Source organism: Rheinheimera sp. MM224 (assembly GCF_947090785.1).
Lineage (GTDB): Bacteria > Pseudomonadota > Gammaproteobacteria > Enterobacterales > Alteromonadaceae > Pararheinheimera.
The window spans coordinates 1,088,508-1,104,686 of record NZ_OX352320.1 but is presented as its reverse complement, the minus strand read 5'-3'; the positions used below and the strand labels follow the sequence as shown (position 1 = coordinate 1,104,686).

The following is a 16,179-nucleotide window of genomic DNA, read 5'->3' as shown; positions in this document are numbered from 1 at the left end:
ACAGACCTTTGATCCCAAGTATTGAATTAAGCACTACACAACACTGCGGCTAAGCATCAAAAATACAACGCCTAGCCAAGATACGTAAAGCAAAAAACTGTCGTTTCAGAAACAAACTTAATTCGTTACTGCAGAATCAGATTTAACCTTGTGTAAATAGTGATTAAATTTCTCTATCAATAGCTGATGAGCAGGCTCATGTCGAAGCGCCAGATGCAAGGTTTTTAGTTCAGTTAAACTGGCATTAAATTGCACTTTGTCTGTCGCCAAACGTTTTACTTCGGCGTCATGTTCCAGCAAATACGCTAAAACCCTACGGTCAATCACGGCCAGATCCAAACGACCCAAGGCTACTTTGAGAATATTTTGCCGATCAGAAAACGCTAACTGGGGTGTCAGTTGGCCTCTGCCGATCATCTGATCAACCACTGTTAAATTGACGTAATCCTGCACCACGCCCAACTGGAATTTGGCTAACACCGCCATACTCAGCTGGCCGAGTGGTTTGGCTGTGGCTTCAACAAAACCCAGTTCGCTGACCCCTAAGCTATCGGATAAAATAAACTTTGGGTTATGGGTTTGGTATTCAGGGAAATAACCTGCGTACAAAGCACCGTTTTTTTCACTGGCGCGAATAGCTCTGGACCAGGGCAAGAACTCAGTCTGCACTTCCTGTTGCATTGCAGCAAATACCTGCCTGAGCAGCACTGCTGTTTCACCTTGTTGCTCAAGCTGATGACCTGTGTAAGGCGGCCAGTCTAAACTGGCCAGCCTCAAAGGTTCAGCAACAACAGCCCACACAGAAGTGGGCAGAACCAGGACCCAAAACAACCACTTCTTCACATCACTTGCCTCAACTTAGCAGCGCAACTGCGCCAGCTGAGCATCCATAGCTCCGGTAATAGTGTCTATTTCTTTGCTGATCAACAGGTTTTGTTTGGCCAATTGATGCAGCGCTTTAGTGGCATCATCTATGGCTGTGATATTACGGTTAATTTCTTCGCTCACCTGATTTTGCTCTTCCGCCGCTGAAGCGACCTGAAAAGCGTTGTCCGCTATGCTGGAAATGCCTTGAGTGGCCATAGATAACTTCTCATACGAGCTTTCTGCTTCCTGTAAGGTACTGGTCACTTTGGCTGTATTGGTGTGAATTTGTTGTACGGCAGCAGAGACTTGTTGCTGCAAAGCATGGATCAGGTTTTTAATTTCATCGGTAGAGCTGTGAGTACGGGCAGCTAAGGACCGCACTTCGTCTGCGACCACAGCAAAACCACGGCCTTGCTCCCCTGCCCGCGCAGCCTCAATAGCAGCATTTAATGCCAGTAAGTTGGTTTGTTCCGCTATGGCCTGGATCACATCAATAATGCCGTTAATTTTCTGGCTGCTTTGTGCTACTTCATTCACGCCCTGACTGGTGTGGTTAAATTCAACAGACACAGCTTTAAAGGCTTCCACTGTATTTTGGAATAACTGATTGGCCGAGGTTAAAGCTTCCAGTGATTGCTGTGCACCTTGTGCTGTATTGCTAGCAAGATTGGCCACCTCATGGGCTGTTGCTGACATTTCATGCATAGCAGAAGCGACGTTCTGAATTTCACTAGCCTGAATACTGACCGAACTGTTGGTTTGATCTGTGGTTTTGACCATTTGCTCAGACTGGTACTGCATTAACTTAGACGACTCTTTTAAGTTATTGATCATTGAGCGCAATTTGGCTGTAAACATATTAAAACCATCTGCCATATCATTCAGTTCCTGATGTTGGCTTTGTTTTAACTGCCGGGTTAAATCCCCCTCAGAACCAGCCAGTTCTTTCATCAGCACACTCATCTGTAAAATGGGTGCTGTCGCAGTTTTTAAACCCAATGCCATCAACAGCACAAAAGCCAATAACAGCACCAGACCTAAACCAATCATGCTTTGCGTAGTTTGGGCTGAATCTTCATTCAACTGATTCGCCAGTTGAGTTGCCATAGCTAAAGCTGTAGCTTCCGGCACAGCCACCACCACGGTCCATCCAGATTCGGTGCTGTCGAGTTTTATGGGTTCAGTCACCAGCATGGCATCTTTGTATAAACTGACTCCGGCTTGTTGTTGCTGCAAATGCGCGGCTAAATCAGCGTCCAGAGTTTTAATCGACTGGCCTAATTTATCAGGGAATTTATTACTGGCCACCACCAAACCATATTTACTGATCAAATAAAGTTCAGCTTTGCCGTCATACAATAAATCGGCCTGAGCCTGCAGCAAGGTTTGCAATACCGGCAAGTTTAAATCGACACCAGACACGCCTCTGAACTGATCCTGCGTCACGACCGGATACACCAGTGAGGTTAAAAGCACCTGATTACCCGGCGTGATTTCCCACAAATAAGGCTCCATCAAACAAGCTTTCTTAGTGTCGCGACTGCAGAGATACCATTCAGCTTCACGCACTCCGTATTCGTTTTTGCTGTCTTTGTATTTCACCGCCGGATCCGGCACTTGCACAAACTTCAGCTGGTTTTGCTCACGGATCCAATAAATCTCCATAGTGCCGGTTTTAGAACTGTGATCATTGTTGATGGAGAATTGACTATCAGCGCCATCATAACCATTGGGTTCAAACTGGCCAAATAAGGATGAAATGCCTTTATTCGCGCCCAGAATTTGCCCCGCCATGACTTTCACCTGATCGCGGCTATAAGGCGTCTGCCCACTACCAAGGGCTGAGCCGGACAAAACAGCGGCAAAGTTTTTAGCCGTATCAAAATTGCGGTCAAGTACGCTACTTGTTTCAAGCGCTGTGCGCTGTGCGGCTTCAGTCAGGATTTGTTCGGCTAATGTACGTACCGACTGCGTCAGTTTGGTGACAGCCGATTCATTACTGCTGGTCATCGAATACCAGCCAATAAAAGCCATGCTGCTAATACTGATAGCGAGTAAAAGCGCGACACCAAAAGTAAGTTTAAAACGTAAAGAATTTAACTGCATAACCGCCACCTAAAGCCAATTGAAGGTTTTTGCTACTGACAACGAAAAGGTGGGTTCACCTAAATCGTCCAGTTCCAGATCGGTGTCATCAAAGGCTGCAGTCCATTTTGCCCCTAACCATTCGCTGATAAGCGCCACGCGCCAGTGATGGTAAGTACCGTCGTTATCACGCAGAAATTTATTTGTGTCGGTCGAGGTTGAGCGATCAGCGGACAGCATTAAGGTCATGCCTTCTGTTAGCTGAAAGTTTTGACTCAACATCACAATGTAATGGCCACCACCAGCGCCAAAATAATCTTTGGCATACCAGTAACTTAGTTTGGTATCACCATAAGACACTTTGATGTACGCCTCAGGATAATCAAAGGCACTGCTATCGCTGCTGCCGTAATAAGTGTAATGCGCTATACCAAGATCCAGCGCCCAATTACGGCCTAAATCTGTGTAATAGCCTGTGTAAAAATCTACTTCAAGATCGGTATTTTCAACAAAGCTGACATTCGATCCCCAGCTTCCGACATACCAACCCGAATCGGATACCCAGTCGAGACTTGGCTGCAAAGCCGGGTCATCTTCGGTCAGCGTAATACCGTTAAATAAATAGTTTGAAGATAGGGTGACAGTGGAGCTTAAATTGGCCAGAGCGGTCGGGCTTACCCCCAACATGAATAAGCCGGGAAGGACGAACTGTTTTGTGATCCGCATAAATACTCCAATGCTGATTAAAGTACAAATTCAACTACTTAGACTCCTTTCCATCATATCGCCCTAAAGGTATAGCACTGTTGTTAAAAAAAGCCCGAGTCATATTCAATTTCCCTAATTTTGGTTTTAGACTTCTAAACACCCAGAAATCTCTTTATTTCAAAATCGAAATAGGTTTAACTGATTTCAGTATTTCAAAGGAGCAAAATCAGATGTTTAAAGTAAATAGTTATTTTGACGGCAAGGTGACATCCATTGCTTTTCAGGGCGAAGAATTACCGGCTACTGTAGGCGTGATGGCGCCAGGTGATTACGAATTTGGTACTAGTCAGCATGAAGTTTTAACTGTGATTAGTGGTGCTTTAACCGTATTATTGCCGGGTGAAACCCAGTGGCAAACCTTCGTGCGCGGCGCTGTGTTTGAAGTACCAGCTCATGCTAAGTTTCAGTTAAAAGTTGAAACTGATACAGCCTATCTCTGCACTTATCAGTAAGTAAGGCACTAACTGGCCCATCAGCATAGGTTGGTAATTTGAGACGGGCGGCCTTAAAGGTCGCCCTTACAGTTTTTTACTCATCGGGGCTACTGATTTATGCGTGGTATGGGAACTGCAGCCAAAAGAGCGGATGCGTCAAAGCAAACTGAAGCTCTGAATCTGAAACAAACAGTGCAGTATATGTGGCCCTATATCTGGGCATTTAAAGGCCGTGTGTTATTGGCTTTGGCCGCACTTTTAGCAGCAAAAGCTGCCACTTTATACCTGCCTTATGCATTAAAACTCATTATTGACGACTTAGACCCAAGCTTAAACTCAGTATTAACCTTACCGCTGGCGTTTCTTTTATTTTACGGCGCCTTACGTTTTGGCTCAGTATTTTTTGGTGAAGTCCGTGATGCGCTTTTTAGCAGAGTGACTGAACACGCCATGCGTAAAGTTGGCCTGCGAGTCTTTAATCATCTGCATCAACTGGAACTGAGTTTTCATTTAGACCGCCAAACCGGTGGTATCAGTCGGGATATCGAAAGAGGCACCAACGGCATCAGTTTTCTGATGCGGTTTTTAATGTTTAATATTGTGCCTACCCTGCTGGAAATTCTGATGGTTGCGGTGATTTTTGCACTGCTATTTTCTTACTGGTATGCAGTACTGACTTTTGTTGCTGTGGCTTTGTATGTGGCCTTCACTTTTTATGTCACCGAGTGGCGCAATAAATATATCCGTGAAGCTAACCAGGCCGATTCTGCTACCAACAGCAGAGCGGTTGACAGCCTGCTGAACTATGAAACCGTCAAATACTTTAATAACGAAGCTTATGAAGAGCGTACTTACGATCAGTTTTTAGCCAACTGGGAAACTGCCAAGCTGAAAAACCGTATGTCGCTGTTGGCGTTAAACTCAGGTCAGGCGCTGATTATTGCCATAGCTATTACCTTGATGATGTGGATGGCAGCCCAGGGTGTGCTGGACAAAGAGCTGACCCTTGGCGATTTAGCTATGGTGAATGCTTATATGCTGCAGCTATTCATCCCACTGAATTTCTTAGGTTTTGTTTATCGTGAAATCCGCCGTTCTTTAACGGATCTGGAAAACATGCTCGGACTTTTGAAAAAAGAAGCGCTGATCAAAGACAAAACCGATGCGCCAGAGCTGCAGTTACAACAAGGTCGCATTGAATTTAAGCAGGTGCATTTTAGTTATCAACAAGGTCGGCCTATTCTGAATGGCTTAAGTTTTGTGGTCGAACCTGGCCAAAAACTGGCGATTGTCGGCGCGTCAGGCGCAGGGAAAAGTACTATAGCCAGGCTGTTATACCGATTTTATGACATTCAAACTGGTACTATCGAGATTGATGGCCAGGACTTGCGCGACGTGACTCAAAGCTCATTACGCCAAAGTATTGCCATAGTGCCGCAGGATACTGTGCTGTTTAATACCAGCATCAGAGAAAACATTCGCTACGGTAAACCTGATGCCAGTGAGGCTGAAGTGGATCAGGTCATCAAACTCGCCCATCTGGACAGCTTTATCCAAAGTTTGCCTCAAGGCGACCAAACCTTAGTCGGCGAGCGGGGTTTAAAAGTATCAGGTGGTGAGAAACAACGTATTGCAATAGCCCGGGTGCTGTTAAAAGGCTCCCCCATTCTGATTTTTGATGAAGCCACCTCAGCTTTGGATTCACACTCAGAAGCCGCTATTTTAAAAGCATTGCGTGAACTGGCGAAACACCATACTTCAGTAGTTATTGCACATCGATTGTCGACTATTACCGACGCTGACAAGATCTTAGTACTGCAACAAGGCGAAGTGGCAGAAGCCGGCACTCACCAGCAATTGCTGGCCCAACAAGGCCTTTATGCACAGTTGTGGGCCAAACAACAAGAGGCCAAAACCAAAGCTGAGTAAAGCTGATATTAAGTTAGGTTAAGCAGAGTAAATGCCGGGTAAAGGACTGAACCCGGTTTTGTTTTTTTGTTCTGATGAGGGTATTTATTTCTTACAGGACAAGAAAATCACTATGTTGTTACGTCAGCTCATATTACCTATTACCAGTGTTTTTATACTGAGTGCCTGCGGTGGCGGTAGTTCGTCAGAAGGCAACGACACCTACCCAAGCAGCTATCTGCAGTTTTATAACGGGTCTTCCAATAGTGCCACAACGACTCTCACCTTAACGGACAGTGATGACACCGAAAGTACTTTAGGTTCAGCAGCCTTTGGTGACACTACTGCTTTAACCACAGTTTTAGCTGAAACCTATGATCTGGATTTTACTTATACCGACAATAGCGGCGACGTTCAGACGGTACTGGAAGATCAGGTCAGTATGAAAACCAGTCAGAAAACTGTGCTGTTTATGGTGGATAACTATGAAGCCCCCAAAATACTAAACTTAAGTTTTGTGCGGGATGATGAACTGGATGACCAGTTTAAAATCTACTTTGCAAACTTACTGGCTGAAAACAAAAGTATGGATCTGTATATCAGCAGCTCTACCGAAGACTTTGATGATGCAGATTTTGTCGCAACTGTGGGACAGAATGCTTTTAGTGAAGCAGTCACTTTTGATACCGGCAGCTACATTTTGTATTTAACTGACGCGGGTAGCAAAGAGGTTGTACTGCAAAGCCCGGTTTATGCTTTCGCCTACGAGACAGAATACGTTCTGGCTTTGCGTGACAACGCGGGCCCGCTTAAACGTAAAATTGCGCTGGATATCATAGGCAATACTACGACCGTCTATCCACTTGAAGACATCAACAGTAACGCCCAGTTCCGTATTTATAACAGCCTGAACGATTTAGACCCGGCACAGATTTATGCCGGCAGCACCAGCGGCACTCCGGTGTTTGCTGATGTACCAGCTGATACTCTGACGTCTTATGTTGAAATTCCACATGGTGATTACAGAGTGACATTAACGGCAAACGAAGGCTCCAGCCAAATTCCAAATGGCTTATTAACGCTCAACCAGGGTGAGAGCAAAAGTCTGGTGTTTTACCGTGATGAAAATGATCAGCCCACTGTATTATCAGTCACAGATAGCGCGACACCACAGGTATACGACTTTGTATTTAATGTAGTGAACGTGGTGCCAGACTTTGAGAATGTCAGTATTTATTTTGTGCCACCTGGCAAAACCATGGAAACCACCTCTTATTACATCAGCAGTATTAACGACGCCACCAGCGCCAGCATTACTTTGCCGCTGGATAGTTATACGGTGCTGTTGGTGCGCAAAGACTTAAACAACAATAAAACCCTGCTGGCTCAAACCGCCGAAATTGAATTTATTCAGGGCAACTCCTATCTGCTGGTCGCGGAAAAAGATCCTGATACTGAAACAGGTTATAAAATCAGTTTACAGTACTAAACTGTAAATTGGTTTGATGACAAAGGTCCGTCTGAGCAACGGGCCTTTTTTTATTCGCTGCCATCCATGGCGCTCACCCTGTCGGGCCAGCTAAAGCTGTTAAAAATTGCTCCTGGCAATTTTTTTACCCGTCGTATTTGGCGCCGCAGCGTTGTTGACTGCGCTCTTCGCCCCAGTCATTCAGAAATGCCCCACCAGACATGACTTGCGAGTTCTCGCCACAATCCAATTGCACATAGGACAACTATGCTCCTGGGGTCTCAATCACTTGTCGCCTCACTGCAACATCAATTACTTAGGGCATGATTTAGCGAATGGGTTGCAACGATGTCCTCCTGAGCTCTTCCCTGTTATTTGTTTTTCCTCTAAATTAGCTTCCAGTTGAAATCATCAGATGGAGTAAAGCATGACCTGGATTTTTTTAGTGGTCGGCCTGATATTACTGGTCGTTGGCGCGGATTTGCTGGTCAAAGGAGCAGCACGTTTAGCAGGATCCTTTGGTATTCCGGCTTTAGTTATAGGTTTAACTGTGGTGGCTTTTGGCACCAGTGCGCCTGAATTGGCTGTTAGTGTAAAAGCGGCTTATTCAGGACAAGCCGAACTGGCTATAGCCAATGTAGTGGGCAGCAATATCTTTAACGTGTTGTTTATTCTCGGCGCTGCGGCAATGATTTCGCCTTTAATTATCTCACGCCAGCTGATCCGTCAGGATGTGCCGATTATGGTGCTGATTTCTGTGGTGGCATTGTTAATGACGCTGGACGGCAACATCAGCAGGCTGGAAGCCGGGATTTTATTTGCAGGCCTGTTAAGTTACACCTGGTTTTTATTCCGTCAGGGTAAAGCCAAAGGCGCTGACACTGTTGATGAAGAAGTGGAAGCCATGCTTAAATCCAATACACCAGCATGGCAAAACGTTTTATTGGTCGTGGGTGGCCTGATATTACTGGTATTAGGTGCACGTTGGCTGGTCGAAAGCGCCATAGAAATAGCCAGAGCCTGGGGTGTGAACGAAGCCGTCATTGGTTTAACCATAGTGGCAGCTGGTACCTCTTTACCTGAAGTGGTGACCTCTATAGTGGCAACCATTCGAGGTGAGCGCGATATTGCAGTCGGCAACGTAGTAGGCAGCAATATATTTAATATTCTCTGTGTGCTGGGCTTGTCAGGTTTAGTCTCTCCTATCCCTTTGATAGCGGGCGAACAAATGGCGATGGTCGATATTCCGGTGATGGTAGGTGTGGCCGTGCTTTGTGTGCCGCTGTTTTTTATCGGCTCGGTACTAAACCGCATGGAAGGTTTGCTATTTATGCTGTTGTATATTGCTTACACCTGGTATCTGGTCGCTATGGCATTAAAAGAAAGCTACCTGCCAGACTTACAGCAAGGCATTTTGTACGGCTTGTTACCGGCAGTAGTACTTTTTGTGGTGGTATCTTTTATTCACGACCGCATGAAAAACAAACAAATACATCAATAAGTTAGCTGATGATGTAAAAAACAGGCCCAGATGGGCCTGTTTTTATTTACAAGGCATATGACATTTCGATGATCTGAAGCCTGCCGCTGACTAGAACACTATCCAACCCTCAGTTTTGTTTATATAATCCCCCGCAGTTCATAACCTCAATGAGACCCCATGGAAATCTTTATACTAGTTGGACTTATCGTGTTAAATGGCATTTTTGCCATGTCTGAAATTGCTATTGTCACAGCCAAAAAATCACGTTTAACGGCTTTGGCGCAGAAAGGGAAATCCTCCGCAGCCATAGCTTTGAAACTGGCCGAAGATCCCACTCAGTTTTTATCGACAGTCCAGATTGGTATTACCTCTATTGGTATCTTAAACGGTATCTTCGGTGAATCTATTCTTGCCGAACCTTTTGCCTTGTGGTTGCAAAGCCTGGGGATGACACCTGAATTTAGCAGCATTTTTGCCACAGCTTTAGTGGTTATAGTGGTGACTTATGTGTCTATCGTTGTAGGTGAACTGGTACCTAAACGTATTGGTCAAATCAGCGCTGAGTCTATCGCCTGCTTAATGGCCAAGCCTATGTTATTACTGGCTTTAGTCACTAAACCTTTTGTGTATTTATTATCAGGTTCAACCCATGGCCTTATGCGTTTGTTTGGTTTTGCCCACAGCACCGAATCCAATGTGACCCATGAAGATATTCAGGCTATGTTACTGGAAGGTTCAAGCTCAGGTGCCATCGAACACAACGAACATGCCATGGTAAAAAACGTATTCCGCCTGGACGAACGCTCTATTTCCTCTTTGATGGTGCCACGTTCTGACATTATCTTTTTAGATACAGCCATCAGCATGGAAGACAACTTACACCGTGTGATGCAGTCCCCTCATTCACGTTTTCCGGTATGCAAACAAAGCGCGGATGAGTTAATTGGTATAGTCTCAGCCAAACAGCTGCTGGCGCAGTCTGTAGCAGGTCAACTGACCGATTTATCGCCTTTAGTACAACCTTGCCACTATGTGCCGGACAGTTTAACTGGTATGGAATTGCTGGAACATTTCCGCACTACTGCCCGCCAGGTGGTGTTTGTCGTGGACGAATACGGTGACTTAAAAGGTATGGTAACGCTGCAGGATTTAATGGAAGCCTTAACAGGTGAATTAAATCCGGATGACGGCGAAGATTTAATGGTGGTGCAGCGTGACGATGGCTCTTACCTGCTGGACGGCCTGTTGCCTATTATCGATTTAAAAGACTGTTTAGGTTTAGACGAATTACCTGAAGAAAATCAACGTAACTATCAAACCTTAAATGGTTTATTGATGCTGTTAATGGGGAAAATTCCGCAAACGGCTGATAAAGTGCTGATCCATAACTGGCTGCTGGAAATTGTTGATATGGACGGTAAACGAGTCGACAAAGTATTGGCTGTGCAACTGACTGAAGAACAAATGGCAGAAATAAAAGCCGGTGTCGATGAGATGCACGACTAAGCCCGTGATTAACTTGCCGCGCCATTAATGATTTGGGGTGCATCTCTCTGCCAAAAACAAAAACGCCACTTTATAAGTGGCGTTTTTAGTTTAATCTTTGCGGCTTTTATTTCGTAAAGCCAAAGGGTCGGCATCAAGGCCAAAACCTAAGAGTGGCAAGAGTTCCGGTATTTCATCTTCCGGTATGCCTACTTTGTGGAAATGCTTCACCACATACTGCAGATCATGGCCTTGTTCTTTGAATTGTTGTGCAGTTTTTAAATGCACAGTTCGCATAAAGTTAGATGTCATGACAGTCACTCCCTGAAGAAAAGCGAACGTCATAGTGGTGAAATATTCAACAGCAGGCAAGCAATTTTCGACGAAAATTCAAACAATTTTTTTGAATAAAATTAAACTGGAATACAAACAAAAACTTAACGACAAAGGCACCTATCTGCGCCTTTGCCTGATGGTTACAAGATCAGAAATCAAGCTGCGCAGGAGTCGCAGACTTGATGATCGTCAGATTTTTGCCCTGCAAAAATACAACTTCATCATTTTGCTCAGGTTCGTCATTCAGCTGGCAAGTCAGAGCTGCCGTATAATTTCCGGCATCAATAAATCCTAACTCATAACTGTAGTTGGATGCACCATCAAATAACACCGGAGCACTGGCATAAGGTAATACAGTTTCAGTACCGCCATAGTCAGCTAGTGTACTCAGATCTAAATCTGCTCCAGGATACAAATACACAGCGGCTACTGGTTGATTCTGATCGGCAGGGGCGAGAATACAATTATTGGCTAATAAAAAGGCTTCACTGACAATCCCCTCCAGATGACCAATTTCACTGGTATTCACCAAACGTAAACCTGTAGGTTTTAGCAGGTATTTTTGTGGATTAGACAGCACCATAGCTTTACGTAAATCAAACTCCAGAGTGTAACTGAAGGTTCCACCGGCAGATAAGGTAACACCGTTCAGACGGAGCTGATTTGACGGCACTTCCAGTGGATATTGAGTGCCATCGGTCAGTTGAATATAACTACCTGGCACAATATTCAGGCGCATTTGGCCGTAATTACCAGCAGGCACTGTTGCTTGAGAAACCAAAGCCAAAGAGCTGGCGCCAGGCAAAGTTAACAGGTCAACCCCTATACTATTTGCTACAACTGCGCCGTTATTATCCCGACACTCACTGTTATTGTCTGCAGCTACTGGATCCAAACCCGGAGTAAACGTTTGATTGCCCAAGCCATTCCCAACCAGTTCGACCGAGCCAAAACACAACATGACTTTGTCCACACCATCCACTGGTGCATCACTGACCCCCAGACTAAAGCTGGCGTTTTGATCAACCTCGTCCGAAGAACTACCCCCACATGCGGCTAAGCTGATAGACAAAGCGCTGACCAATGCCAAAGTACCCCACGGTTTCTTAGTATTCATTTTTTACTCCTGATAGCTGGGATAACCCCATTCAACTTATCAGTTATAAAACAACGAAACTGAATTTATGCTGAAACCCTAATTTAGGAATTTCGTAACAAAAACTTACGCTGCAGCAGACGATCCAACCATTTTTGTGGCACTAGTTTAGCCAGCAAAGGCAAAGTGACGGCGCCATGTCCTATACCCACCACACCACTGCAATCTGTTTTATTCAGCTCTCGTACTAAACGTTTGGCAAAACGTTCTGCCGATGTAGGTTGGTTTTGACTGGCATTAGCGCGCAGCATCACACCTTCACGCATTGACCACCAGAGGGAGTCTGGTTCTAACAACTGCTCTGCTTGATGTTTAGCCCTGCTGGCAAAGCCTGTATCAATAGCTCCGGGCTGCACAGTCAATACACGCACACCCAAAGGTGCCAACTCCATCCGCAGCGCATCAGACAAACTATGCAAAGCCGCTTTGGATGCACAATACACTCCGGCAAAAGGTGTGGTTAAAATACCAGAGACGCTGCCTATATTGACAACTAGTCCTTTGCTTTCAAGCAGCAAAGGCAAACAGGCCTGAGTTAAATCCATCACTGCAAATACGTTGACTTCAAACTGCGCTCGTAAACCTTCAGCCCCAGCATCCAGCACCGGCCCCATAGCGCCAAAACCCGCATTATTAACCAGAATATCCAAACGGCCTGCTTGTTGTTGCAACTGCAACACAGCTTGTTTCACTGAATCCGGGTTGGTCATTTCCAGCGCTATAGTCTCCAGGCCTAACTGCTGCAGTTGCGCTAAATCGGCCTCTTTTCGCGCTGTGGCAAACACCCTGTAGCCTTGCTGTTTTGCTTCTAACGCCAAAGCTTTGCCTATACCACTGGAGCAGCCGGTGATCAGTATGGTTTTACTCATAGTTGGCTACTCTGTACTAAATGTTGCTCTTCAGGTCTTAGCGTCAATACCCGAAACCCTGCGTCTGTCACTGCCACTGTATGCTCCCACTGGGCTGATAACTTTTTATCTTTGGTCACCACAGTCCAGCCGTCGGACTTTTGTTTTACCCTTCGATCACCCTGATTGATCATCGGCTCTATGGTGAACACCATGCCGGGTTTTAGCGTTAAACCAGTACCAGCTTTGCCATAATGCAAAATCTGTGGCTCTTCATGCATTTGCCGGCCTATGCCATGGCCACAGTATTCGCGTACCACCGAATAACCATGCTTCTCAGCGTATTGCTGCACAGCTGCGGCTATATCACCTAAACGGGCACCGGGTTTGACCTGATAAATACCCTGCCACAACGCCTGATAGGTCACATCCACCAAACGTTGTGCCAAAGGACTGACCTTACCTACACAATACATTTTGCTGGAGTCGGCAATAAAACCATCTTTTTCCAGCGTAATGTCCAGATTGACAATATCGCCTTCTTTTAAAATATCAGTTTGTTTTGGCATACCATGACACACCACCTCATTGATGGAGCTGTTTAGCACATACTGATAGTCATACTGGCCTTTACTGGCAGGTCGTGACGCCAAAGGTCCCCGAATAAAATCTTCCACTGCATCGTTAATCTGCATGGTACTGATACCGGGTTTTACCAGCTCATCCAGCATCAGAAAAACCTGCGCCAGTAACTGTCCGGCTTTATGTTGGACCTCTAGTTCAGCCTGGGTTTTCAGATGGATCGAGTTCATTCAGTAAGTCCTGCAAAGTAGTTGATTTGTTTTTCAGTAATTTACGACACAATTCCTGGTAACTCAGCTGTGGGTTCAACTCAGCCAGCATACCTACCCGGATCCAGAATTCAGCCTGCGCATTAATAGAGCGCGCCATCACTCTGCTGGCTTCCCTCAGGTCTTCATGTAGGTCGTCCGATATTTTCACTATGCCCATAGATACACTTCATATACGTTTCATATATTCATTGTATAAAAACAATCTGCCTAATGCACTTAAAAAAGACTGAAAAACTAGTTATGTTATGACATAGAACAATAAAGCCCCTGAAAATACGGGTTATAGTCCAACATCAGCAATTGGGTTTGGAACAGATACTGAGAACTTATGCATGAGCTTATTTAACGATATCTACAGTGCAGTTGAGCGGCAGTTTTTCTACAGCCTGACATTAAAAATTGTCGGCAATATCGGCTTTTTAACGCTAATTTTCTGGTTGGCGATGTTTGCAGCTTACCCGGCCGAAGGTGGCGCAGGCCACAGCTGGTGGTGGATTTTAGTGCTTGGCACAGGCGCTTTTGTGTTTACCATTGGCTATCTGATGCATTTAATAGTGCGACCGGTGAAAGCTCTGGTGCATGCTCTGCAACAAGCCAATCAAACCGGCAGCGATTTAAAAACCCGCTTACCTGCTTTTACTTTTGATGAGTTCCGCACTTTATCTGAGCAATACAACTTATTTGTCGACCAGTTATCCGGCATGTTGCGGGGTATTCACCAGCAGGCCTCCAGCAATTTTGATGTCAATCAGCAAGTAGCGGAAGCTGTGCATAGCACCAGACGCCAGTTGCAGGGCGCAGAGCAAAGCAGCCAGCAGATCCGGGCTCAAAGTGACCAGTCATTGCAGCGTTTAGCTCAAATAGTACAGAGTAATGATCAGGTGATAGTAGTTGCCAGCAGCACAGTGCATAACGCGAAAACAGCCAGTAGCCAACTTGATCAGCTCACCAGCCAACTGCATAAAATTGAACAGCTGTTAGCCAACTTTGGGGGCACTGTCACAGGCTTACAGAAAAACGCCGAAAACGTACGGCAGATTTTATTGATGGTGGAAAACTTCTCCGATCAAACCAACCTGCTGGCACTGAATGCAGCTATTGAAGCAGCAAGGGCTGGCGAAGCTGGCCGAGGTTTTGCTGTGGTCGCCGACGAAGTTCGTACTCTAGCCGCTAAGGTCAATAGCGCCACAGGCCAGATCTCAGGCTTCCTGAATGAAATGGATGTGTTAGTGCGTGATACCAAGAATGAGTCAGAACAACTGCAACAACAAGCAGGCGCTGCTCAGCAGCAAATTCAGCAAACCAGCGGCGATTTTAGTCAGTTGGAACAGCAACTGAAAAATGCCCAGCAACAGCTGAACCATATTCAGCAACATGTGCAGCAACTGGCGCATAGCTCAGAGCAAAATCATCATCATCTAACCGAAATAGAGCAAGGCACCAATCTGGCTTATCAACAAATGGCCGCTATTGATCAGGCCACGGATCAGCTGCTGTCCGGTACTAAACGCACGCAACAACAGCTACAACCATTTTCTGCGACTTAGCTCCCCACTGCCTTATCATTGATCCGGCCATCCTGTTGCAGCGCTTTGACCAGCTGCAGCACGGCCGGGTGAGTCAGTTTACGCTCAGGTGATATGGCATAAAAACGTTCGGTCACCCTGTGGATCACCCCGACTTTTAACAAGCGGTAGTTGGTTAATAACTGAGTTTCCAGTAACAAAGGCGCAGCAAAAGCCCCCAATCCTTGTTGAGCAAAAGCCTGCATTAATGCACTGTCATCAAACTCAGCCACCACATCCGGCTGCACGTCCACTTCATTAAACCAGCCCATCAACTGCTGGCGAATAATGGATTTTTTGCCTTGTAATAAAAAAGGCTTGTCGTGTAACGAACGCGGAAAATCTGCGCTGAGCTGCTCTGCCAATGCCTCGCAGGCGTAAACTGCCATAGGGGATTCAGTGACTAAATGACTGTAGGCTTTGACATGACTGCCAGGCTGAATAGGCTGATCGGACAACACCATATCCAGTTTATTGATGGCGAGTTCAGACAGAAGCCCGGCCTGCTCACCTTCGCGGCAAATCAGTTTAATCGGCAACTGCAAAATAGGTTTTAGCATTTCATAAACAAAAGCTTTGGGCAGAACGTCAGTAATACCCACACTAAAACTTTGCCAGCTGCTGTGCTGACGGGTCAGTACGGCTTTGAGCTCATCACCCAGTTGAAAGATATCAGCAGCGTAACGCTGCACCACCACCCCCAATTCGGTAGGAACCAGTCGTTTGCCCACCCTGGAAAACAAGGCGGTGCCAATACCATGCTCAAAGGCGCTAATTTGGCCGCTAATAGTTTGAGGCGTGATATGCAATAGCTCACTAACACGGGCAATACTGCCATGCTCAGCCACCAGATAAAAATAATAGAGTTGGTTGTAATTTACCGGAGTCATGTGAATTCAATTATTTACGAACATATAGGAAG

15 protein-coding genes are annotated in these 16,179 nt (G+C 45.7%); 6 read left to right on the top strand and 9 right to left on the bottom strand.

What is annotated here, in order from left to right:
- Positions 1-117: 117 nt before the first annotated feature.
- The 3 genes from OM978_RS05170 to OM978_RS05160 are packed head-to-tail and all read right to left on the bottom strand — an operon-like array spanning position 118 to position 3,678.
- Complete coding sequence (locus tag OM978_RS05170) at positions 118-843, bottom strand: substrate-binding periplasmic protein (RefSeq protein WP_264345829.1); 726 nt, start codon at positions 841-843, stop codon at positions 118-120.
- 15 nt (positions 844-858) lie between these two features.
- On the bottom strand, positions 859-2,973 hold the full coding sequence (locus tag OM978_RS05165; protein WP_264345828.1) for a methyl-accepting chemotaxis protein: 2,115 nt from the start codon (positions 2,971-2,973) through the stop codon (positions 859-861).
- A gap of 9 nt (positions 2,974-2,982) precedes the next feature.
- Positions 2,983-3,678, bottom strand: a complete 696-nt coding sequence (locus OM978_RS05160; protein WP_264345827.1) for a TorF family putative porin — start codon at positions 3,676-3,678, stop codon at positions 2,983-2,985.
- A 212-nt stretch (positions 3,679-3,890) separates the two neighbouring features.
- On the opposite strand from OM978_RS05160, the gene OM978_RS05155 reads away from it, so the two are divergent.
- The 5 genes from OM978_RS05155 to OM978_RS05135 all read left to right on the top strand — a co-directional run bounded on the left by OM978_RS05155 (position 3,891) and on the right by OM978_RS05135 (position 10,519).
- The gene (locus tag OM978_RS05155; RefSeq protein ID WP_264345826.1) at positions 3,891-4,172 is read left to right on the top strand and encodes a pyrimidine/purine nucleoside phosphorylase; all 282 of its coding nucleotides are present in this window, start codon (positions 3,891-3,893) and stop codon (positions 4,170-4,172) included.
- Positions 4,173-4,271: 99 nt separating this feature from the next.
- Positions 4,272-6,083: an ABCB family ABC transporter ATP-binding protein/permease gene (locus OM978_RS05150; RefSeq protein ID WP_264345825.1), complete on the top strand. Its 1,812-nt coding sequence runs from the start codon at positions 4,272-4,274 to the stop codon at positions 6,081-6,083.
- Between the two features lie 31 nt (positions 6,084-6,114).
- The gene (locus OM978_RS05145; RefSeq protein ID WP_264345824.1) at positions 6,115-7,551 is read left to right on the top strand and encodes a DUF4397 domain-containing protein; all 1,437 of its coding nucleotides are present in this window, start codon (positions 6,115-6,117) and stop codon (positions 7,549-7,551) included.
- A 406-nt stretch (positions 7,552-7,957) separates the two neighbouring features.
- A complete protein-coding gene (locus OM978_RS05140; RefSeq protein ID WP_264345823.1) occupies positions 7,958-9,031 on the top strand; it encodes a calcium/sodium antiporter in 1,074 nt (357 codons plus the stop codon).
- Positions 9,032-9,190: 159 nt separating this feature from the next.
- Positions 9,191-10,519, top strand: a complete 1,329-nt coding sequence (locus OM978_RS05135) for a hemolysin family protein (protein WP_264345822.1) — start codon at positions 9,191-9,193, stop codon at positions 10,517-10,519.
- Positions 10,520-10,609: 90 nt separating this feature from the next.
- On the opposite strand, the gene OM978_RS05130 is transcribed toward OM978_RS05135, so the two are convergent.
- The 5 genes from OM978_RS05130 to OM978_RS05110 all read right to left on the bottom strand — a co-directional run bounded on the left by OM978_RS05130 (position 10,610) and on the right by OM978_RS05110 (position 13,849).
- The gene (locus OM978_RS05130; RefSeq protein ID WP_264345821.1) at positions 10,610-10,810 is read right to left on the bottom strand and encodes a hypothetical protein; all 201 of its coding nucleotides are present in this window, start codon (positions 10,808-10,810) and stop codon (positions 10,610-10,612) included.
- Between the two features lie 172 nt (positions 10,811-10,982).
- On the bottom strand, positions 10,983-11,951 hold the full coding sequence (locus OM978_RS05125; RefSeq protein ID WP_264345820.1) for a DUF4382 domain-containing protein: 969 nt from the start codon (positions 11,949-11,951) through the stop codon (positions 10,983-10,985).
- Positions 11,952-12,034: 83 nt separating this feature from the next.
- Positions 12,035-12,859, bottom strand: a complete 825-nt coding sequence (locus OM978_RS05120; RefSeq protein ID WP_264345819.1) for an SDR family oxidoreductase — start codon at positions 12,857-12,859, stop codon at positions 12,035-12,037.
- A complete protein-coding gene (gene map / locus OM978_RS05115) occupies positions 12,856-13,650 on the bottom strand; it encodes a type I methionyl aminopeptidase (protein ID WP_264345818.1) in 795 nt (264 codons plus the stop codon). Before map ends, OM978_RS05120 begins: the two co-directional genes overlap by 4 nt.
- Positions 13,619-13,849 (bottom strand): ParD-like family protein, encoded by a 231-nt coding sequence (locus tag OM978_RS05110; protein WP_264345817.1) that lies wholly within the window; start codon positions 13,847-13,849, stop codon positions 13,619-13,621. Before OM978_RS05110 ends, map begins: the two co-directional genes overlap by 32 nt.
- Before the next feature lie 175 nt (positions 13,850-14,024).
- On the opposite strand from OM978_RS05110, the gene OM978_RS05105 reads away from it, so the two are divergent.
- A complete protein-coding gene (locus OM978_RS05105; RefSeq protein WP_264345816.1) occupies positions 14,025-15,239 on the top strand; it encodes a methyl-accepting chemotaxis protein in 1,215 nt (404 codons plus the stop codon).
- Here the strand turns inward: OM978_RS05105 and nhaR are convergent.
- The gene (nhaR, locus tag OM978_RS05100) at positions 15,236-16,147 is read right to left on the bottom strand and encodes a transcriptional activator NhaR (RefSeq protein WP_264345815.1); all 912 of its coding nucleotides are present in this window, start codon (positions 16,145-16,147) and stop codon (positions 15,236-15,238) included. The two genes, OM978_RS05105 and nhaR, sit on opposite strands and share 4 nt — an antisense overlap.
- Between the last annotated feature and the right edge of the window lie 32 nt (positions 16,148-16,179).